Origin of the sequence: Bacillus sp. AFS031507, assembly GCF_002584635.1 — a bacterium.
In the GTDB taxonomy this organism is placed as follows: domain Bacteria; phylum Bacillota; class Bacilli; order Bacillales; family Cytobacillaceae; genus Neobacillus.
On sequence record NZ_NUOW01000011.1, the window covers coordinates 109,290 to 130,230 of the forward strand.

Annotated in this window: 21 protein-coding genes; 4 read left to right on the plus strand and 17 right to left on the minus strand. The window is 37.4% G+C overall.

The genetic code is table 11. The features are described 5' to 3' along the window. Positions 1-278 precede the first annotated feature (278 nt). Positions 279-1,355 carry a copper resistance D family protein gene (locus tag COE25_RS11030; RefSeq protein WP_098932682.1) on the minus strand — a complete coding sequence of 359 codons (1,077 nt, stop codon included), beginning with the start codon at positions 1,353-1,355 and terminating at the stop codon, positions 279-281. Between the two features lie 2 nt (positions 1,356-1,357). After that, a complete protein-coding gene (locus tag COE25_RS11035; protein WP_098932683.1) occupies positions 1,358-1,903 on the minus strand; it encodes a copper resistance CopC family protein in 546 nt (181 codons plus the stop codon). A gap of 380 nt (positions 1,904-2,283) precedes the next feature. On the opposite strand from COE25_RS11035, the gene COE25_RS11040 reads away from it, so the two are divergent. From COE25_RS11040 to COE25_RS11050, 3 genes are read left to right on the plus strand one after another with little or no spacing between them, the layout of a single operon-like run. Continuing rightward, complete coding sequence (locus COE25_RS11040; RefSeq protein WP_098932684.1) at positions 2,284-3,297, plus strand: multicopper oxidase domain-containing protein; 1,014 nt, start codon at positions 2,284-2,286, stop codon at positions 3,295-3,297. Between the two features lie 21 nt (positions 3,298-3,318). Beyond that, complete coding sequence (locus tag COE25_RS11045) at positions 3,319-4,485, plus strand: ZIP family metal transporter (RefSeq protein ID WP_098932727.1); 1,167 nt, start codon at positions 3,319-3,321, stop codon at positions 4,483-4,485. A gap of 16 nt (positions 4,486-4,501) precedes the next feature. Further along, positions 4,502-4,672, plus strand: coding sequence for a twin-arginine translocase TatA/TatE family subunit (locus COE25_RS11050; protein ID WP_088089754.1), 171 nt, complete (start codon positions 4,502-4,504; stop codon positions 4,670-4,672). Between the two features lie 70 nt (positions 4,673-4,742). On the opposite strand, the gene COE25_RS11055 is transcribed toward COE25_RS11050, so the two are convergent. From COE25_RS11055 to COE25_RS11070, 4 genes are all read right to left on the minus strand, one after another. Then, positions 4,743-5,429: a DsbA family protein gene (locus COE25_RS11055; RefSeq protein ID WP_098932685.1), complete on the minus strand. Its 687-nt coding sequence runs from the start codon at positions 5,427-5,429 to the stop codon at positions 4,743-4,745. Between the two features lie 48 nt (positions 5,430-5,477). Further along, entirely contained in the window at positions 5,478-5,882 is a 405-nt protein-coding gene (locus COE25_RS11060) for a DoxX family protein (RefSeq protein ID WP_098932686.1), read from the minus strand. Positions 5,883-6,098: 216 nt separating this feature from the next. Next, on the minus strand, positions 6,099-6,959 hold the full coding sequence (locus tag COE25_RS11065; RefSeq protein ID WP_088089757.1) for a M56 family metallopeptidase: 861 nt from the start codon (positions 6,957-6,959) through the stop codon (positions 6,099-6,101). A 1-nt stretch (position 6,960) separates the two neighbouring features. After that, positions 6,961-7,377, minus strand: coding sequence for a BlaI/MecI/CopY family transcriptional regulator (locus tag COE25_RS11070; RefSeq protein ID WP_098932687.1), 417 nt, complete (start codon positions 7,375-7,377; stop codon positions 6,961-6,963). A 233-nt stretch (positions 7,378-7,610) separates the two neighbouring features. On the opposite strand from COE25_RS11070, the gene COE25_RS11075 reads away from it, so the two are divergent. Then, positions 7,611-8,480 (plus strand): cation diffusion facilitator family transporter, encoded by an 870-nt coding sequence (locus tag COE25_RS11075; protein ID WP_088089759.1) that lies wholly within the window; start codon positions 7,611-7,613, stop codon positions 8,478-8,480. Between the two features lie 200 nt (positions 8,481-8,680). On the opposite strand, the gene arsC is transcribed toward COE25_RS11075, so the two are convergent. From arsC to COE25_RS11130, 11 genes are all read right to left on the minus strand, one after another. Continuing rightward, a complete protein-coding gene (arsC, locus tag COE25_RS11080; RefSeq protein WP_088089760.1) occupies positions 8,681-9,100 on the minus strand; it encodes an arsenate reductase (thioredoxin) in 420 nt (139 codons plus the stop codon). 12 nt (positions 9,101-9,112) lie between these two features. Then, positions 9,113-9,754, minus strand: coding sequence for an aquaporin (locus COE25_RS11085; protein ID WP_098932728.1), 642 nt, complete (start codon positions 9,752-9,754; stop codon positions 9,113-9,115). A gap of 31 nt (positions 9,755-9,785) precedes the next feature. After that, the gene (locus tag COE25_RS11090) at positions 9,786-10,130 is read right to left on the minus strand and encodes an ArsR/SmtB family transcription factor (RefSeq protein ID WP_098932688.1); all 345 of its coding nucleotides are present in this window, start codon (positions 10,128-10,130) and stop codon (positions 9,786-9,788) included. A 398-nt stretch (positions 10,131-10,528) separates the two neighbouring features. Then, a complete protein-coding gene (gene manA / locus COE25_RS11095) occupies positions 10,529-11,476 on the minus strand; it encodes a mannose-6-phosphate isomerase, class I (RefSeq protein ID WP_098932729.1) in 948 nt (315 codons plus the stop codon). Positions 11,477-11,496: 20 nt separating this feature from the next. Continuing rightward, on the minus strand, positions 11,497-12,363 hold the full coding sequence (locus COE25_RS11100) for an ROK family protein (protein WP_088089791.1): 867 nt from the start codon (positions 12,361-12,363) through the stop codon (positions 11,497-11,499). A 26-nt stretch (positions 12,364-12,389) separates the two neighbouring features. Then, positions 12,390-13,619, minus strand: coding sequence for an MFS transporter (locus COE25_RS11105; RefSeq protein WP_098932689.1), 1,230 nt, complete (start codon positions 13,617-13,619; stop codon positions 12,390-12,392). Between the two features lie 53 nt (positions 13,620-13,672). Further along, positions 13,673-14,665 (minus strand): zinc-dependent alcohol dehydrogenase family protein, encoded by a 993-nt coding sequence (locus COE25_RS11110; RefSeq protein WP_098932690.1) that lies wholly within the window; start codon positions 14,663-14,665, stop codon positions 13,673-13,675. Further along, positions 14,662-17,184 carry a beta-mannosidase gene (locus COE25_RS11115; protein ID WP_098932691.1) on the minus strand — a complete coding sequence of 841 codons (2,523 nt, stop codon included), beginning with the start codon at positions 17,182-17,184 and terminating at the stop codon, positions 14,662-14,664. Before COE25_RS11115 ends, COE25_RS11110 begins: the two co-directional genes overlap by 4 nt. A gap of 124 nt (positions 17,185-17,308) precedes the next feature. Then, on the minus strand, positions 17,309-18,373 hold the full coding sequence (locus COE25_RS11120) for a BtaManbiosPhlase (RefSeq protein ID WP_088089795.1): 1,065 nt from the start codon (positions 18,371-18,373) through the stop codon (positions 17,309-17,311). A 31-nt stretch (positions 18,374-18,404) separates the two neighbouring features. Then, entirely contained in the window at positions 18,405-19,349 is a 945-nt protein-coding gene (locus COE25_RS11125; protein WP_098932692.1) for an MTP-1 family protein, read from the minus strand. Further along, positions 19,327-20,931, minus strand: coding sequence for a glycoside hydrolase family 13 protein (locus COE25_RS11130; protein ID WP_257208777.1), 1,605 nt, complete (start codon positions 20,929-20,931; stop codon positions 19,327-19,329). Before COE25_RS11130 ends, COE25_RS11125 begins: the two co-directional genes overlap by 23 nt. Positions 20,932-20,941: the final 10 nt, after the last annotated feature.

Genomic DNA, 20,941 nt, shown 5'->3' on the forward strand with positions numbered 1-20,941 from the left:
AAAAATTTTTCTTACTAACATATGATATTTAGCTGTATTTTAGGCTTAAAAGCAATGATTGGGACAATCTCCTAGTTAGTCGGTTAACATTTAGAAATGATATTATCTTGGGTTATTTGTTGGACGTTTAAGCACGTACTTTCTAAAGGCAACAAAAAAGCAGCCAATAATATGGCTACCATCTTTTATATATTCCTGTATTAAATTATTCTTGTAATTTATGATTTGATTTCTGTTATTATCCAGCAATTTTTGAAGCGATTTTTACGTTTTAAAATTTAAATGGACAAAGAGAACATCAAACCCATATATAAAACAATGATAAAAGTCACACCAAGTGCTACTGCTAATATAGGTCTTTTCTGTTTAAAACTGAACAAAATCATTAACAAAAATAGCATTGAAAGAATAACTAACAATAGCGATTGGAATGAAGGTGCTAAATGCACTTGTAAGGTTGAAAGGATATTTTTCCCCCATAACCATTCCACCCACTTCGATGCACCCTCCGACTTCACGGTAAATTCAACTTCATGTGGTGGGGATAACGTTCCCATCACAGCCGTGAAATAAAAAACGAATAAAAGAATCACGCTTTCCCCTCTTATCCATGGTCTAGGATTGAAGGATGAAATCTTTAATGATTTTCTTGAAAGTACACCATTTATAAAGGCAAAAACTAAAACAGGGATTATACTAATATGCTTTAAAAGCAGCATTTGTCCATAAGGCAAAACCCAAGCCTTTACATAGTCCTTTGGTTCAACCAAAAATAACATCAGATAGATACCACTTAAAAGAATGATGATTAAACATAAAACTGCAAATGGAGTAAACCACCTTAAAAATTTAGACCAATTTGTCTCCTCTTTTGAGAACCAGGCAACATTAATCAGTATGCCTGTCCATAATGTAACTAATAAAAAATGAATGCTGTGAGATAATAACCCAGCCCAAAATGACAGTGAAGCAACATGACTTGAATACCCAACAGTTAGTATCATTAACAATAATAATAATGATTGTATATATTTTGAGCCATTTAGCAAAATCGTTAAATATAAACATGTTGCTATTAAACCTATTAAGATCCAAGCTTTGCCCACTTGAAAGTCTAACAAAACAGATTTCGTTGCTAGTGCAAGACCTATACCATCCTGAAAATAGGAAACGGTTTGAATAATGGGTCCTAACGAAAAGATAATCAGTCCAAGTGTAGAAAGCAGTAAAACTGGTTTCGGAATATTTATTTTGGGCTTATTGGCTTCTGGTACAAATTGTAACGCCACATGTCCAACAAGGATGGAATACAATAAATAACTTCCGAATTCTGTAATAGGAATTACGAACCCCATTCTTAACGCTTCCTTCTAAATAACAGGAATAGACCGATGATAAAAATTACGAGTACCACTACAATAATAATTGTGTTCAAATTAGATGTCTTATCCGTCGATTCACTATTAGTTTTTTCCTGTTTGGTATTCTCTTTTTTAGGTTCTTCTTTTTTGGGAGTAACTGGCTGTTTTGTTTCAGCTTTTGGTTCCTCCTTAACTTCTTTTTGTACAGTGAATGGAATTTCACCTGTTATGGGGTGACCGTCCTCACCAGCAATACTCCATTTAATCGTATAGGAGCCATTTTCTATCGGTGTTGATAATGTACCTATTAATTGATTTTCTTTTGGTGTAACACTTACTAAGGGTCCTTCTTGCCCATCTTTTACCAAAGTCATGGTGCTTAAGGATTCAATCTTACCTTCATATGTAAGAACGATTTCTTTTAGATCCTCTTTAACTATTTGATTTGCAGCAGGATTGGATGAAGTTAATTCTGTATGTGCACTTGCGATTGTTGGAATCATCACCAACATACTAATTAGTAAGAAAAGTAATTTTTTCATCTTGTATTTCCTTTCTTCATAGCCACTATTTTTCTATACATTCTTTTTATCATAACATTTGTTTCTTGTATTAATTTGTATTGATTTTCAACAATTTTGTGAACATCATAAAAATCCAATCCTATATCCGTACCGAGAAATTTAAGAATTGGACAAAGGCTTCACATATATCATCGTGTTTCAAAAAAATTTACCCTCATCATTCAAATATCTATTTGATTATTAGTATATAAAAAGGTATTCCAATGGTCAAACAATTATTTGAATGTTTTAATAAAAACTTATATTTGGTTATTGACAATAAGTTTGTCTTTGTCATAGAGTATTGCCAAGGACAAATAAATTTGCACGAAGGAAACTTTTTAAGAGGAGGTCAAAGAATGGCGGAAAATAAAATTTCTAGACGAGATATTTTAAAAATGGGAACTACTGGAGCACTAGGGATTGCAGGCAGTATTTATTTAAATAAAGTGGCACCCTTTTCAGATGTAGTTCATGCAGAGAATCATGCTTCCAATCACAATAGTCATTCTGCAAATCACACCAATAAGTATGATTCTTCAAAAACAGAGGGTTATAAGATGGCTAAACGTCTTTTAACCGAATTTGATTATGGAAAAGCAACAAAACTTTCAGACGGTCGGACTTTACGTGAATATGAAGTTGTAGCGATTGACAAGGAAATTGAAATTGCAAATGGAATTAAATTTCCAGGCTGGACTTATAACGGAACCGTTCCAGGTCCAACATTCCGCTGTACCGAAGGCGATCTTCTACGATTTCATTTTACAAACAGTGGGAGTCATCCACACTCTATTCATTTTCATGGGATTCACCCACCAGACATGGATGGATTAGATCCTATCGCTCCAGGTCAATCATTTACGTATGAATTTGAAGCAAATCCATATGGATTACAACTTTATCATTGCCATGTTCTACCGCTACGACGACATATTCATAAAGGGTTATACGGTAATTTTATTATAGATCCAAAAACTCCAAGGGAACCTGCACTAGAATTAAATATGGTCATGAATGCTTTTGATTTAGATTTAGACGGTGCAAACGAATTTTATACGGTGAATGGGTACGCTTTTGCCTTTATGAATCATCCAATTAAAATCAAGAAGGATGAACTTGTCCGCATCTATTTGAGCAATTTAACCGAGTTTGACTTACTAAACTCCTTCCATTTACACGCAAATTATTTTACCTATATTCCAACTGGTAGAAACGACAATCCGACTCAATTTACTGATACCATCATGCAATGCCAAGGGGAACGTGGAATCATTGAAGTTCGCTTTCCGTACAAGGGAAAATATATGTTTCACGCTCATGTTAGTGAGTTTGCAGAACTTGGCTGGATGGGATTCTTTGAGGTTGAATAGAAAGGAGTGATCATCATGTTTATGAAATCAAAGTGGTTAATTACAGGTCTTATTCCACTTGTTCTGTTACTGCTTGTATTGGGGTGGGTATTTAAAAATGGGGCTGGAGTGGAACGAGATCCTGCTGCTCCAATAGAGGTTCTAAATGTTGAACAGATTAAAATTGTACCTTCAGGATTTGAGCTAGATGTCAGTAATACTGGCCCAGAGACATTGACCATATCTCAAGTGATTGTGGATGATTCTGTATGGAATTTTTCAATAACTCCTGATTCAACACTTAAACGATTTGAAGATGGAAAGGTGACGATTAAGTATCCATGGGTAGAAGGTGATCCTCATACAATTCTATTAATATCTGAAAATGGGATAATAACAGAAGCTGTTATTGATGCAGCCACCTTAACTCCCGAATTTTCATGGGATAATGTGTTGAACTACGGATTTATTGGCTTCTATGTAGGAATTGTTCCCATTACATTAGGATTACTATGGTTCCCATTTATGAAACGTTTGAAAAAAAGCTGGATTAATGCCATTCTTGCTCTCACAGTTGGCCTCCTGCTATTCTTATTTTTTGGTACGTTATTTGATGGATTTGAAATAGGAGCAGAAGCACCGTCAGTATTCCAAGGCAACATGGTTGTGATTATATGTACAGTTCTTTCATTTCTTTTACTGGTTGGATTTGATCAATATCAAAACCAAAGACAAAAACGAACGGGTTATTCTCCACTGGGAATTTCATTATTGATGGCAACAGGAATTGGTCTTCATAATTTTGGTGAAGGATTGGCTATAGGCTCATCATTTGCACTGGGTGAAGCTGCATTGGGTACATTTTTAGTAATCGGATTTACTCTGCATAATATTACTGAAGGGATTGGGATTGCTGCACCATTACTGAAGAGTAAGCCAAAGATTACCCAATTTGTGTTATTAGGCACGATTGCAGGTGCCCCTGCGATATTGGGAACTTGGTTCGGAGGGTTTATTTTTTCACCAATTTGGGGTGCAGTATTTTTAGGTGTTGGTGCAGGTGCCATTTTACAGGTAATATTCGTTATTTCCAAAATGCTGATGGAAGAACACAAAAAGAATAATGAACCAGTTGTATCATGGATGAATTTTACTGGATTTACGCTTGGAATATTAATCATGTATTTTACGGCTTTTTTCGTAAAATAATCTGGAGGAATTTGAAATGGCTAATATAGGAATTGGTGGTGCATTATTGATATTTGTGATTGCCTTAATTGTTTTTGGGCCGAAAAAACTCCCAGAGCTCGGTCGTGCCGTAGGATCTACACTTAGAGAATTTAAACAGTCAACAAAGGGCATAATGGATGATGACCACGATAAAGAGAAGAAATAAATTTACGAGGTGGCTCATCGATTAAGACGATGTACCACCTTTTTTGATGTATTACTTTTTATTCTAGAAATTACTCTTCCTTTGCTGCTTCGTTTACTCGCTTCTTGAAATCGTCATAGGTGTTCCCTTCAAATTTCACACCATTAATAAAAATCGAAGGGGTACTTGTAATACTTAACTTATTAGCTGCACTCATATCTTTTTCCCATGCCTCTTTTGATTGGTCATTTTTAAAGGCATTAACCACTCTTTTCACCTCTGCTTCAGAGACAATTTCGCTTAAAGTGTCCTTAAGAAAAGAATCTGAATATATATCCATTTGCTCTGCTTCAGTATCATCAGGCTGTTTTTCATATAATAGTTCATGGAACTTCCAAAACTTTTCATTTCCCAGTTCCTTAAAGACGTTTTCTGCAAATTTTGCAGAACGAGTAGAATCCACATTGATAAACGAATAATTCATGAAATAAAACGAAGCTTTTCCTGTATCGATAAAATCCTTTTCGATATTCGGGAGAAGTGTGTCATTAAAATTTTTACAATAAGGACATTTATAATCACCAAATTCAACTATTTTTACTGGGGCAGACTTCTCTCCTAAAAATGGTTGTCCCTCATAGTCTATTGCTTCTTTTTTAGCCGTATTTGATAAAAAAATTATACCGACTAGACAAACAGCTATTAAACCAATCACCCAGAATATAAATTTAGATGATTGATTTTTCGATTTTTTTGTTTTTTTGTTTCCTGAAAACATCTATTCACCCTCTATTTAAACTTTTAATCTCTCTATGAATTTACATCTTTATTGTGGTTTTTTAGATAACAATTTTGAATCAAGAGAAAGAGCAGAAGTTGAATTTAGGAATATATATACTGCCATGACCGCAAAGGCAAGATCCAATTCAAACCCCGCACCTTGTCCATTTCCCATGAAACCTGCTGCCAATTTTACTTTCCAAATGGCTCCAATCATGATGAATACAAAGAGAGCTGCGATATATCGTATTCCAAATCCAATTGTTAACAACAGACCCCCTACTAATTCAATAATGGCGACTATGTACCCAACAAAACCTGGAATTCCTAAACTATCAAACCAACCTATAGTATTTTCAATCCCATTTTGAAACTTTGAAACACCATGAATAAAGAATGATAACCCTAAAAATAACCTTAGAATTAGTGTCCCGACTTCTGATTTTTTCAATTTACTTTCTCCTTTCAAAATCTAAATGTCTTTAATTCCACACTACAAATCGTAGTGTTAAAAGGTAACATATTCTCCCTTTTACATGAAATAACTTAATTAACACTACCTATTGTAGTGTAAACTGTTGTAAATGGTCAAGAGATAATAATTTTCTACAACTTAATCTATTAACCAATCAATAAATAAAGGATTGGACTTTACCTCCAATCCTTGTTAGGCAATAACTAATAGGAATAATATTAAAATAAATACATTTAAAGAGATAACGATTGATCGTGTCTGAACTTTAACGGGAATAGATTGTTGCGGATTAATCAATTGTTGAAGCCTGTAATCGACTGTAGTATCCGCAAAATGCACAATTGCTGGAGTAAGATTTGAATTAACTGTTAGCTGCTTCTTCTTAATTAGCTTTAATAAAGCACTTCCTAATCCAAGTTCTGATCCCATCCGATTAATAGCATATTCATCTGCAACTAGTTCAATCATAATCCGATAATTCTGATAGGACCATCTCGTAAGAGGGATATACCATATAGATTCTGAAATGATTTGTAAAATAAAAACCTTAACTCCATCATAATACCTTTGATGGGAAGTCTCGTGGTAGATGACTGCTTCTAATTCCTTTGAATCTAACATTTCAGTTAATGTAGTAGAAAGGACAATTACAGGTTTAAAAAAACCAAATGTAAATGCCAAAGGCTCTTTATAATCGATAACAACTATATCATCATTATTTCTATTAAAAGTTTGATTCAATTGTTTGGATTTATCGTTATTAATTAGTAGTTGGATTTTATTTTGAAATGAACTTAATAGCAAGATTTGCTGAACGATTTTTTTACAAATGATGAAAACGGTATAAAAAATATAAGCATTCACAATTAGTAAGATTGCATAATGGGCAAATGTGCCTTTCTCAAATAGGCTAACGCAAAAATTAAAGATATTAAATAGCTCTAATGGGCCAAATAGAATATTTAATAGGTACATAGCTATTTGAACAAACAAAATGATCGCAAAGAAAAGGGCTAAACCTAAAACGGCAATTGATTTATGTTTCCAGGCCATTTTACTTTCTGCCCTTTTTTAATTGTTCAATTTTTTGTTCCAGTTTCTGAAGTAATCGATCATCAACTTCATTTAATGAATCCAGCATATGATTTACAACTAATCCCCCAAATTCGTCCAAAAGGTTATCCGTTAGTTTTTTAGATTGGTCGCTAATAAAATCCTCTTTGCTCTTTACAGGTTTAAAGAGAGATGTTCTCCCTTCCAATCTTTTGGTAAGTATGTTTTTATCTACAAGACGGTTCATAACCGTCATAACCGTATTAAAGTTTATCGGTTTTTCATTTTCTAATTTTTGTTGAACGTCCTTTATACTCTTTTCATTGCCTTCCCAAAGAATGTCCATTATTTTAGACTCAAGCGGACCGAAAAAACGATTAAGTCCTTCTTGGTCAAAACGAAAATTATTGATTGTCATATAACAGCCTCCCATCCATTACATATTGTAGTGTAATATTTTATCTTTTTCAATTATTAATGGTTAATTAAAAAACTACCCTTCCTTCCTAAAACAATACTCCGAATAGTTGCCCGAGTGAAACTATTTTTCATTGCCATTACTTAGTTTGAAGGAAGACAAAAGGTTTCTCTAGACCCACTAGATACTTTTATTCCATAATAGTTAAGGATGAAATAGTGGGGGATAGAAGCATGAATGAACAAGGATATTTGGATCTGAAAAGAGGAGAGCGAGGAGCGATAATAAGCATTATTGCTTACATATGCTTATCTTCATTAAAATTAGCAGTAGGTTTAATAGCTAACTCTGAAGCACTAAAAGCGGATGGTCTAAATAATGCAACAGATATAATTGCATCAATTGCTGTTCTGATTGGTCTTAAATTATCACAACGTCCAGCTGATGATGACCATCCATATGGGCACTGGAAATCTGAAACAGTTGCCTCAATGGTCGCTTCATTTATTATGATGGTTGTTGGAATACAAGTAACATATGAAGCGATTACTAGTATATTTAATGGAAAAAATGAATCTCCAGATTTGTTATCGGCCTGGACAGGACTCTTTTGTGCTTTGGTTATGTATTTTGTTTATCGTTATAATAAAAAATTATCAAGGGAGATCAATAGCCAATCTGTTATGGCCGCAGCAAAGGATAACCTTTCAGATGCATGGGTCAGTGTAGGTACATTTATTGGTATCGTTGGTGCCCAGTTCAATCTTCCTTGGCTCGATCCAATTACTGCTATAATTGTTGGATTACTCATCTGTAAGACAGGTTGGGAGATTTTTAGAGATGCTTCCCATTATTTGACCGATGGATTTGACGAAAAACAAATAGAAACATATAAAGAAACAATCATTGATTGTTATGGTGTAAAAGGGGTTAAAGACATCAAAGCTCGGAATTACGGGAATAACGTAGTTGTGGACATTGTGATTCTGGTCAATTCCGATTTAGATATTCGCGGGGCCCATGATATTGCAACCAAGGTAGAAAATGAATTAATAAAAGAACATAATGTCTATGATGTTCATGTCCACGTTGAACCTAATTAAATTAAATGCAGAAAAGTAATAATGAGTTTGGAGTCTTTCTCCAAACTTATTATTGAAATAAAATCAATCAGCAACAAGATGAAGTTTTTATTTCTATTTTACTCATAAAAACACCCTCCTAAAGAATTTGAATATAAGTAATTGCTTATATAAACAGTGTAAGGAAGGCCAAGAGTCAAGATACTCTTGGCTGATTTTTCTTACTCGCCAGTTTCACCAAAACGCTTAATGCGATCTCCGATTTCATCACGGACACGTTGGAAGAATGCCCATTTTTCTTCGTCAGTCCCTTGAGCTTTAGCTGGGTCATCAAATCCCCAATGAACTCGTTTTACTTTTGGTGGTGTGATTGGACACTTATCAGCAGCATCACCACATAATGTAACAACTAAATCAGCATTGTTTAAATACTCAGGATCGATAATATCAGAGGTATGATTTGAAATATCGATTCCAGTTTCTTTCATCGCTTTTACAGCATTGGGGTTCAATCCGTGTGCTTCAATCCCTGCACTGCGTACTTCCCACTCATCACCTAAATGTTTTTTAGCCCAACCTTCTGCCATTTGGCTTCGGCAAGAGTTACCTGTACATAAGAAGTAAAGTTTCTTTTTAGACATGATGTATTCTCCTTAATTTTCGTGTAGTAGTTTATAAATAATTGCCGCACAACCTGCTCCTAAAATAGTAGCGACAATATACACCCATAGATGTTGTGTTGTACCTGATACGATGGCTGGACCAATAGATCTTGCTGGATTCATTGAAGCACCACTAATTGGACCTGCGAACATAGCTTCCAATCCTACCGTTGCACCAATGGCAATTCCTGCGAAGGATTTTACCGCTTTACCATGGACCGCAGAACCGAAGATAACCATCATCAAGAAAAAAGTAAGGATAAATTCCAAAATAAACGATTGTGACCATGATCCTCTTGATAAGGTGGTACCGAGCATTGCAACGTTTCCAAATAAACAACACAACGTTGCACTTGCCGCAATCCCTGCAATGATTTGAATAATAATATAATAAAGTGCTTCTCTCTTCTTTATATCCCCATGAATTAAAAATCCAATGGTAACAGCTGGATTAAAATGCGCACCAGATAGGTGACCAAACGTGAAAATTAGTGCCATTACGACTAGCCCAAATGTAAGGGCTACACCTACATGAGTTAAACTTTTAGTAATCGAATCTATTACTACTGCACCCGTTCCAGCAAAAACAAGAAAATAAGTTCCTAAAAATTCGCTGATTAACTTTTTTTTCATTTTTGTTCTAATCCCCTTGTTGATCATTTGCTTAACATCCACAACGAAGCGTAGGATTGCTCTTTTCAATCTGTTTGATTCTCTCTGTCTGAACTGGCACATGCTCTAAAATTTCTTCTATAAGTCCATATAAATCGCTTTGTGAATTCAAGGAATAATAGATCCACTGACCTCTGCGATCCTCTTTAACTAACCCTAAATCCTTCAGTTTTCGAAGATGCTGACTAATAGACGGCTGACTCATATCAAACACTTCAAGAAATTCACATACACAGCATTCTCTTTGTTTTAAAATAGTCACAATGGTCAAGCGTGTTTTATCCCCTAATAATTTTAAAACGTTGGCCGCTCGTTCTATTTCAACTATCGATTTCAACCTATTGGACACCTCCCTGCATATAAGCAAATAATAATATACTTATTTAAAGTCCATGTAATTTATGGTGTTTTAATTTTCCGTTGAATCCAAGAAATTACTTATCGTTCATGGACTTCTAAAAAGGATTCTTATAATTTAATACAAAGTTATATATAACTATCTGCTTATATACTAGAACAAGATATAATTGAATTCAAGTACACAATTGTAAAGTTAGTGTAAATAAAAAGATTGATAACCGTAGCTATCAATCTTTTATTTAGAGATTTTAATAATTTTTTCCCATTGCCATTACATTAACAAATTCACTTTCTAGAATCCCCTGTTTTTTTTTAAAATAAGGTTTTGTTATACTTGGCTGTTGATTTCCGCTCCAATTAACAAATTTCAACCTATCAAGTATGCGAAACGATTAATTCACAATTCCCGTCTACTTTAAATTCGCCAAATCCCACAGGGATAATCAGATGAAAGCCCTTCTCCAATCCATATTGCTGACCATTATAAAGAAGTGTTCCCTCTCCCTTAATGACGCTGAGCAGCAAATATTGATCATTAAATGAGAAAGCAGCTGTTCCGCTAACGTCCCATTTGTAGACGGAGAAAAAGTCTGACTCCACAAACGTTGTAATCGTTACATTTCCCCGCTCTTCAACTTTAGGAGTAACCCCAGCATCATGATGAGGCACAGTTGTCACATCAATTGCCTTTTCTAAATGAAGCTCACGCAAATTCCCTTCCGCATCTCGACGGTCGTAATCATACACTCGGTAGGTTGTGTCAGAGCTTTGCTGCGTTTCTAAGACTAGCGTTCCTTCACATAATGCGTGGATGGTTCCGCTTGGAACATAGAAAAAGTCGCCTGGCTTGATTTTGACTCTGCGTAGCAGCTCGTTCCATTTCCCATCATTAATTTGCTCGACGAATTCTTCTTTTGTTTTCGCATTATGGCCGAAGATCATGTCGGCCCCTTCTTTACAATCAAGGATATACCAGCATTCGGTTTTACCAAGATCCCCATTTTCATGAACCTTCGCATAAGAATCCTCAGGATGGACCTGAACGGATAAATCCATGTTCGCATCCAATATTTTCGTTAAAAGTGGAAAAACCTCTTCCTTCGGGTTTCCAAAAAGCTCTGGATGTTTCCTCCATAGCAAGTCCAATGACATTCCAGCATACGGTCCATTCTCAATAATCGAAGGTCCATTCGGATGAGCGGAAATTGCCCAGCATTCCCCTGTTTGATTATTTGGAATCTCGTACCCAAATTCAGTTTGTAAGGCGGTCCCGCCCCAAATTCGCTCTTTAAAAACTGGTCTTAAAAATAATGGTTGCACTATTATTACCTCCAAAAGTATCTTTAATTTTCCTCTTGAAATGCTTGATGAGCAAGCATGAGCGATCCTGTAATACCCGCATTGTCACCTAAACCAGGACCGACAATATATTCAGTAAGATCCGGCAAAGCCACATACTCATTAATAAATTCCTTTAAATACTTATAAACGGAAGTAAACACCTGTTTTTGATTCATAACTCCCCCGCCTAGGATGATTTTTTTCGGCGAGAGAATCAATACATATTGCATCAGGGCTTGGGCAATATAGTAGCCTTCTAGGTCCCAAACTTCCATTCGATCAACAAGTTGATCTCCTTTTGCTCCCCACCGCTCTTCAATGGCAGGACCAGCCGCTAGACCTTCTAAGCAATCGTGGTGATAGGGGCACTTCCCTTGAAACTCGTCATTTGGATGTCGTCTCACAAGAATATGCCCCATTTCAGGGTGTGAAAGTCCTTGAAGAAGCTTCCCTTGCACAATCGCCCCTGCTCCAATACCGGTACCAACTGTTATGTACAAGCAGCTGTCCAATCCTTTAGCGGCGCCAAAGGTTGCCTCGCCCAATGCGGCAGCATTAACATCGGTATTGAATCCAATTGGAACAGAAAAAGCGTCTTTTAATGCTTGCACAAAAGGATAATCTTTCCAAGGTGTTTTAGGAGTTGATGTAATATATCCGTAAGTAGCACTTTCCCGATTCACATCAATTGGACCGAACGAACCCACACCAATTGCTTTTAAAGGATATTGCTTGAAAAATTCAATCACCTTTGGCATCGTTTCTGCTGGTACTGTGGTTGGAATCTGAATACGGTCTACGATATAACCCTTTTCATCGCCCACAGCACAAACAAACTTTGTTCCGCCTGCTTCTATTGCACCCAACATACATAAATTCCTCCAAATAAGAATTTCTACATTTCATTAATACTAAGCACAGATCCCTTTTTTGATTTTCTCCAAATAACATATAGGAATGGAATCATGATGACATAAATAATCGGAAAAAGACTAAACGAGACAGGTAAAAGCAGGTCAAAATCAAAGTATTTTCTCATCGCTAAAAACAAAAATACTCCGATGATTCTTCCAACACCGAGTGGAATTTCTCGGATAATGATATAGTCCAAGCGCTTTTCCTTGTACTCGGGGTCCTTCTCAATTGCTTCATAAATCATGGCACTCATCGAGGTGGTAATCATATTTTGTGCTAATGGCGAGACGATTCCAAAAATAATCAATGAAATAAGGACAGGAAGGACGGATAACAAAACAGAACTCAAAAATATACTTACCGAACCGATCGCATAAATGGCGAGACGATATTTCGGATTAGAGAACTTAGCGAGCAGATAGAATGTAACGATGGCAACAAGCTCAGCAGCCATATTATAAACTCCTAAACTTAATTCTCCACCAGCTACTTTGAAGGTAATCATCGTAATCAAAAAGGTCCCGTACACGCCTGATACAATCCCATCAGCAAACATTACCTTATACATCTTCTTCCATTCCTGTGATGGATTCTTGATGACATCCCAAAAATAACTTTTTGCTGTAATCGGGGGTCCCTTCACTTTTAGAGAAGTTAAAAAGGAAATAAAAAAGAATACACAGGTTCCAATAAAAACGACATAATAACCCAGCATCCCTTCTAATTGCGAGATGATGATCCCTGACAAAACTGGGCCGATTACACCACCAATGGTAAATAGAATTCCTTGTACATATAAAAATTGATCCCGATTATCATTGGTTGTTAAATCTAATACGGCCAAATGCATGCCGACATAATACAAGCTCATTGCCAATCCAGTTGAAAATCCTAACAACATGATATGATCACTTAATGTGTCATGAAAAATGAGCATAATTAAATAGGTAATCAGATAAAAGACAAATCCTAAACGCATCGTAATCATCGGACTCGTTTTCCTTGCGAGCCAGCCACAAAGTCCAAAACAAAAGATGATCGCGATGGACCAATACAAACTATAATAAGCTAGCAGTGAAAAGGTTTTATCCAGTTTCCATAAGAAAACACTTTGAAAAACACCTGACAAAACCCCGCCAAAGGAAAATAAGGCATTCATCAGTAAATAGAACTTTAATTCCGTAGAAAAAGACTTAAAAATTTGAAACATTCTTTGATCTCCTTATCAGGAGAGTCGGTCTCAAAGGCCGACAACTCCTGCACCTAGTGGTTAATAATCGCTTTTGAAACTTTAAGATTAGGAAAGTCAGCCATTGCTTCCGATAGTTCTTCGACAGTAAAACGATGAGAAATCAGCGACTCGACATCCACCACTTTTTTTGCAATAAGTGAAATAGCTTCTTCATGGGTAAATGGGTTCACGAACGAACCCTTTATGGTAAGTTCTTTTGAAAAAATTTCAAATGGCGAAACAGAAATAACAGTTTCTGGCGCTGCCACCCCAAAAAGTAACACTTGGCCGCCTTTGGCAGCTGATTTAACCGCCAATTCCATACTATCCGCTCTGCCCACACATTCAATCACAACATCTGCTTCTAGTTTTGAAGCATTCATTGGATGCACCACGTCATCAGCACCCAGTTTATAAAGAAGCTCTCTTTTGTTCTCCGCAGGTTCACTCACAATGATAGAATCAACATTTTGTTGTTTCACCAATTGCAAAAACAATTGTCCTATAAAACCGCCGCCAATTATGAGTACCTTACTTAAGGAAGACAACTGAACCTTCCTAAAACCATGTAAAACACAGCCTAAAGGTTCGACTAGGGCAGCCTCTTCAAAAGTCATCTGGTCTGGGAGCTTGTAACAATTAGCATCAGGAACAACACAATACTCGCCCATACCACCATCTCTTGTTACACCTACCGCCTGAAGATGATTACATAAATGAGCCCGGTTGCTGCGGCAATATTCACATGTACCGCAATAGATGTTCGGATCAATCGAAACTCGATTCCCTTTTTGGAGGGTTGATACTTCTGCACCTACTTCCACTACTTCCCCTGCCAATTCATGACCGAGAACAATTGGCGGCTGGACTTCAGCTGAACCTGGATGACCATGATAAATATGCTGATCCGTTCCGCAAATTCCACAGCTCTTCACCTTAACAATGACCTCTTTTGGTGATGGTGAACGATAGTTCCAATCCATTACCTCTATTTGCTTTGTTCCTTTCAAAACCGCCGCTTTCATACGAATTCCCCCTCTGTTTTCACACTATTAATGGCCTTCACTCTCAACGTCTCCCAAGGAACGTTTTTCCCCTCAGCCTGTTCGACTTTTATCGTTCTGCTTTCATTTGGCAGTAAATCAAAGAAATTATCCTCGATTACAAGCTGCTCCATATCCATTTCAATCGTTACCATTCGCGCGAGTAGATTGGTTGAAATGGTCAATTCATTTCTAGCTTGGTCAATGGAAACGGTTAGTTCCGACTTTCCAAATCTCAAGTCCTTTTGATCGCGGAAATAATAGAAGTTTTCCTCGGTTTTATTACTTTTTGAACGGATCACGATGACAGCCTCTTCTGGCTGCAATCCACTAAGAGCGTCCTGTTCTAAAACAACGTCCACTTGCTGCGAAACATTGGCTGGCACCGAAACTGTCCATTTTTTCGAAAAAACCTTTTCGCCATTCATTTGATATATAGCAAGTTCTATTTCATCCTGATAAGCTTCTAACCGGTCATTTACAACCCAAACCTTCAACTCTTTTCCAGGCTCTTGATCAATTGTTAATAGAACCGGACTATAGAACTTTCTTGCATAATGATAGGAAGCCTTTGGCAATAAATAATAATCGATAACTGACCAGCTTGTACCCGGCCAGCAGTCATTTAACTGCCAAAATAACGCACCGCTTGTATGTGGTTTATTGCGCCTGTAATGTTCGATTCCAAACTTTAAACCTTCTGCTTGCGTTAACATCGAATAGGCAATGTATTCATCTAAATCCTTGGGAGCTCCTGTATATCCTTCCATTAGCAAAATTCCTTTTGGATGATGGATATCTTTATTCCGGTAAGCCATTTCTTCGCTTCCCCAGTAAAATTGATCCTTAGGGATATTTCGTTCTAATGTATAGCGATTGGAAGACGCATGCATGCCAAATTCACTTGCAAAGAGTGTGGTATCATTTTTAAAATTTTTAAATGACAGCCCTCCGACACTGTAATTCACCGTTTGTGGCTCACCAAACGTCCTCGGCTCAGTATTCCCGTGCCAAACTTGCCAATTATGCGTGTCGCCCTGCTCTCTTGAATTATGATCATTCCCACCAAATGGCGAACTTGGCCAAAATAGACGTGTTAGATCGAGTTCTTCAAGTATTTCCGGCATTAATTCATGATAGATTTTTTCGCCGTAAAAAGGATGAGTGATTTCACCTGATGAATACAACGCTTCATAGAGCCAATCGTTCTCATTGTTTCCACACCAAAGTGCCAAGCAAGGATGATTACGGAGCCGTTTGACGACATGAATGATTTCCTCTTTGACGTTCGCCATAAAGTTCTTATTGTAATCAGGATACAGCGCACAGGAAAACATGAAATCCTGCCAGACTAAAATGCCAAGCCGATTACACTCGTCATAAAAAACCTCTTTTTCATAGATGCCGCCGCCCCAGACGCGAAGCATATTCATATTTGCATCTTTGGACATCTTGATTAAGTGCTTGTAACGGGAATCTGGAACTGCTCCGATAAAGCTATCGATTGGAATCCAATTGGCGCCTTTCGCAAATACCTTTTCACCATTTAAAACAAAGGTAAAGCTATGATTTCCGTTTTCGTCTTTTCGTTGGACTTCGATGGTTCTAATCCCAAAGACTTCTTGTTTTTCATCCACTTTCACACCATCCTCAAGCAGTTCAACCTTTAGTTGATAAAGATGAGGCGTGCCAATATCATGTGTCCACCAAAGCTTTGGATTTTCCACTTCCAATACAACGGTTGCTTGTTTGCGGTCTACTTTTCCTTTAGTTGAGTAACTTTCTGCCCCATCGGAAAGGGTAACATCGACCACACAATCTTTATCTTTTCTAAATGAAGCTATATCCACTTCGACCTCAATAATTGCTTTGTCAGGAGAAATTGATTTCGTTTTAGCAAATATCGAGTCTATTTTGGAAAAAGTTCTCTTCTCTAAATGAACTTCCTTCCAAATCCCAGCAGCCACTAAGCGCGGCCCCCAGTCCCAGCCATAATGGCTTTGTGCTTTCCTCGTCCAGATTCGTTTCTTGCTAAATCCTGACCAATAATACTGAACCTTGTCTTTCACGTGGACATGGACTGGATCAAATTTTACCGCCAAAACATTTTTCCCTTGCTTAAGCTCACGAGCAACCTCGAAGCTATGACTGATATACATATTCTCCGTTGAACCAAGCTCTACACCATTTAAATAAACGGTAGCAAATGTGTCCAAACCTTCAAAAATCAACTCATAGAGGTGGTCTTTACTAATTTCATCATTGAACTCAAAAGTATTACGATACCACCACACCTTTTCCTCCACCCACTGACATTTTAAATCATTGTGTCCGTAAAAAGGATCTTCAATTAACTTTCGGTCAATCAATGTTGAATGAACATCACCAGGTACTGATGCTGTCATCCAGAAGTAATCAATATATTCAGGAGCAGCGACCTCAAGATCACGTGCAGCTCTTACATCAAAATGTTTTATTTTCCAGTTATCATTTATTTTCATATTACGTCACCTGCCATTGTAAAAATGCTTACGATATATCAGTTTTACTCGAAGCTTATATAAGGTTAAAACATAGTAAAAAGGCCAAAATCAGTCTCGCGATTTTGGCACTTATTTTTTCAAATTATAGATAAGTCAATGAATCTAAGATTTCTTTTAAGCTTAATTCAGCACAAGCCATTGATGTATCAGCAACGCCGTAGAACATTTTAACTACATCACCTTCAACGACAGCTCCACATGAAAAGACTACATTTCCAAAGAAACCTTCTACCTCATAATCTGCTTCAGGTTCTAGAATCGGTTGATTTGAACGAGCAATGACCTTCGCTGGATTTTCTAAATCCAGTAATACTGCTCCCATACAATAGCGGTGATCATCAGTTGCACCATGATAAAGCTCCAGCCAGCCTTTTTCCGTTTTAAACGGAACTGCTCCTCCGCCCATACGTGCGCTATCCCACATGCCTTCCCGTAAACCGAGTAAATGCTTGTGATTACCCCAATGCAGGAGGTTCGTTGATTCAGCAATCCACATTTCTGGTTCCCCTACACTTTTCGGAACAGGTCGATGAATCGCATAATATTTTCCATTAATTTTTTCAGGGAAAATTAACACATCTTTATTTTCCGGTGCAAAAATCATTCCATGATGTTCAATTGTTACGAAGTCCTTTGTGGAAACCATCGATTCTCCCACACCTACAGGTGAAACAGCACTAAAATAGATGTAATAGGTATCTTCAATTTTAGTAATCCTCGGATCCTCGATCCCAAATGTTTCTAACTCATTAGTTGGGTAAACTAACGGATTCTCATCAATCGTGAAATGATGACCACCATCTTTGCTTCTTGCAATTCGTAAGTATGCGATAGATGTTAAATAGTCCCATGAATGTTTATCCCCGCTTTTCCGAATCACACGTGGATCAGAGAAATCATAAGTCGGATCATCTAAACGGAACTCTATAATTTCAAGTTCGTTTGTTGTTGGATTATAAATAGGTGCTTTCACAATATTAGCGTCTTCACTGATTGGGCGCTCTGCTACACGAAGAAGCATAATAATTTCATCGTTATAGGTGGCAATCCCTGCATTAAATGCACCAATAACTTCAAAATCAGCTCGATGTGGTTTCACATCTGCTGGAGTGACTAATGGGTTCTCTTCATATCTATATACATTCATATTATTTACTCCCTCTATAGTTTTATCGAATTTATTGCTCGTATTGTAAAAACGGATCGACGATGGTAATTTTTTGAGCTTCAGCATCACTAATTCCAGCATAAACATCAGCCGTACCATCTTGTTTTCGAACTAACCCGCCGCTAAACACGACATCCACTAAGTCTGGGCGCTTCGTTGGACCAGGAAGGAACTGACTTCTTGTTGCGATTAGCTCCATGTCGGAGAATACGCCCGTTTCCGGGTCAAGCGCAAACACCATTGGGTAATAATGGCGGTTTCCTTCATCATCAAAGTAGGCAACATGTCCCAATACTCCAACAAGACCATTTGATAAAAGGTGCGGCTCGTTCGCTCCCCCCCATTCTTCATCAATGAACTGCCCTTGTAGTAACGGTGCTTCGTTAACCACATCAATCGTCATTTCTTCTAATGAAGAAATTCGAGTCCAGCCAATTTTTCCTCTTCCGCCTTTTTCACCCTGAGGTCTCGTTAATACCCCTATGCTGCCATCCTTTAGCTCTACTAATCGAAGGTCCTTCATCCCGTCTGGACCTTTTGCAAATTCTTGTAAGCTTGCAATCGATTGACCTTTATAAAAAACAGTTCTCCAGCCAAGTTGTCCTTCATTGGTTGGATGAGGGAAAATTTGAACGCCCCCCAATACTAGCTCTCCAGCAATTCGAGTAAAAAAAGGATCTTGTAATTCAAGAACGGGTGCCTTTTCTCTTGGAACCCAATCACCGTTTCTCTCGACAAAGAAGTATACATTGGAATGTTCACTGTCACGTGACTCCACTCGTCCGGCAATTACAAGCTCACCTTCATCTTCAAACGGCGCACTAATATTATAGACATCATTTTCACCAATGCCTGAGAATACAATTTTTTCAGGATTGGTTGGTTGTGTTTTCGAAGTATATTCCTCTAAAAGCTGTTCACAAGTTTGAGCATTACCTTTCCTTAACAAGGCCATTTCCTATTTCCCCCTTTAAGATCATTGCTTCATTCGCTAAAATTCTTATGACGTTTTCGCCATCCAACCTCGTTCTCTTCGTCGAAAGTAACAACTTCATATCAGCTACTACTTCAAGCGTTTTTGGTTGATCTGTGAAATTCAAAACTACTAATATATTTTCAAATGAATCCGTTCTGACGAAATAGATCATTCCATCTTCATTCCGCAAAAATTTATAATCTCCGCACTGTAGAGATGAATGTTCCTTTCGCAGTTTCAACAAACTTTTATAAAAAGAAAACATCGATTCCGGATCATTTATCTGGTCTTCAACAGTAACTTTGTATGCATCCTCTGGAACCGTAATCCACGGTATACCCTCTGAAAAGCCAACATTCGCTTGTGAATTCCATTGCATCGGGGTACGTGACTTATCGCGTGATTTTTCATTCGCAACAACTAGGGCTTCCTCATTTGACTTACCTGCTTGTAATGCGAGTTTATAGCCCATGATCCCTTGAACATCCTTCATTTTCGATATATCGTCTGTAATACAATCTCTCATTCCAATTTCATCGCCGAAATAAATGAACGGAACACCTCTCGCTGTAAGCATCAAAGCAGCAATTAGTTTGGCCCGGTCCTCATCACCGCCAAATCGTGAAATATGTCGGGGCATATCATGACTTGAAAAGAACAAAGTTGGAATTTGAGTGGAATCATAAGCTTTCTCAGTTCCAACTAATTGCTGATAGAGCTTATCCACATCAAAATTTTCCATGCTTCCGATATTAAAATTAAAGACAACATCTAATTTGTTAAGACCAGAGTATTGCTTAAGAATATCCAGTTCCTCGGAACCAACCTCACCAACGAGAAATTTATCCGGATACTGATGTACAAACTCGGCAATTTCCTCAATAACTGCTAAAATACCTTCCTGATCCTTATCATATAAATGGATTTGTTCCTCATCATATGGATTGTCAATAAACGAATCATTTACCTTTAAGAAGTTGATGACATCTAGCCGAAAACCATCGATTCCCTTTTCAAGCCAAAACTTCATCACATCAAACATGGCATGTTTCACTTCAGGATTGGCCCAATTTAAATCAACCTGTTCCTTCGCAAAGGCATGGTAATAATATTGGTTCGTCCTAGCATCGTATTCCCATGCTGGACCGCCAAAGAAAGACTCCCAATTGTTCGGCTCATCTCTCCAGATATACCAATCACGTTTCGGATGCTCCTTTGATGACTTTGATTCTTGGAACCATTGATGATCAGAAGAAGTGTGATTGAGTACTAAATCTGCAATTACCTTGATACCACGTTGATGTGCTTCTTGAATAAACGTTTCAAAATCCGCCATCGTTCCATAATCCGGATCAATCCCATAATAGTCAGAAATGTCATAGCCGTTATCGACTTTAGGTGAGGGATAAAAGGGAGTGAGCCATATACCGTCAATCCCTAATTCCTTTAAATAGTCGAGTTTTGATGTGATTCCAACAAAATCGCCGATTCCATCACCGTTTCCATCTTTAAAGCTTGGCATATAGATTTCATAAAAAGTCGATTGTTTCCACCATTTCACCATAGTGTTA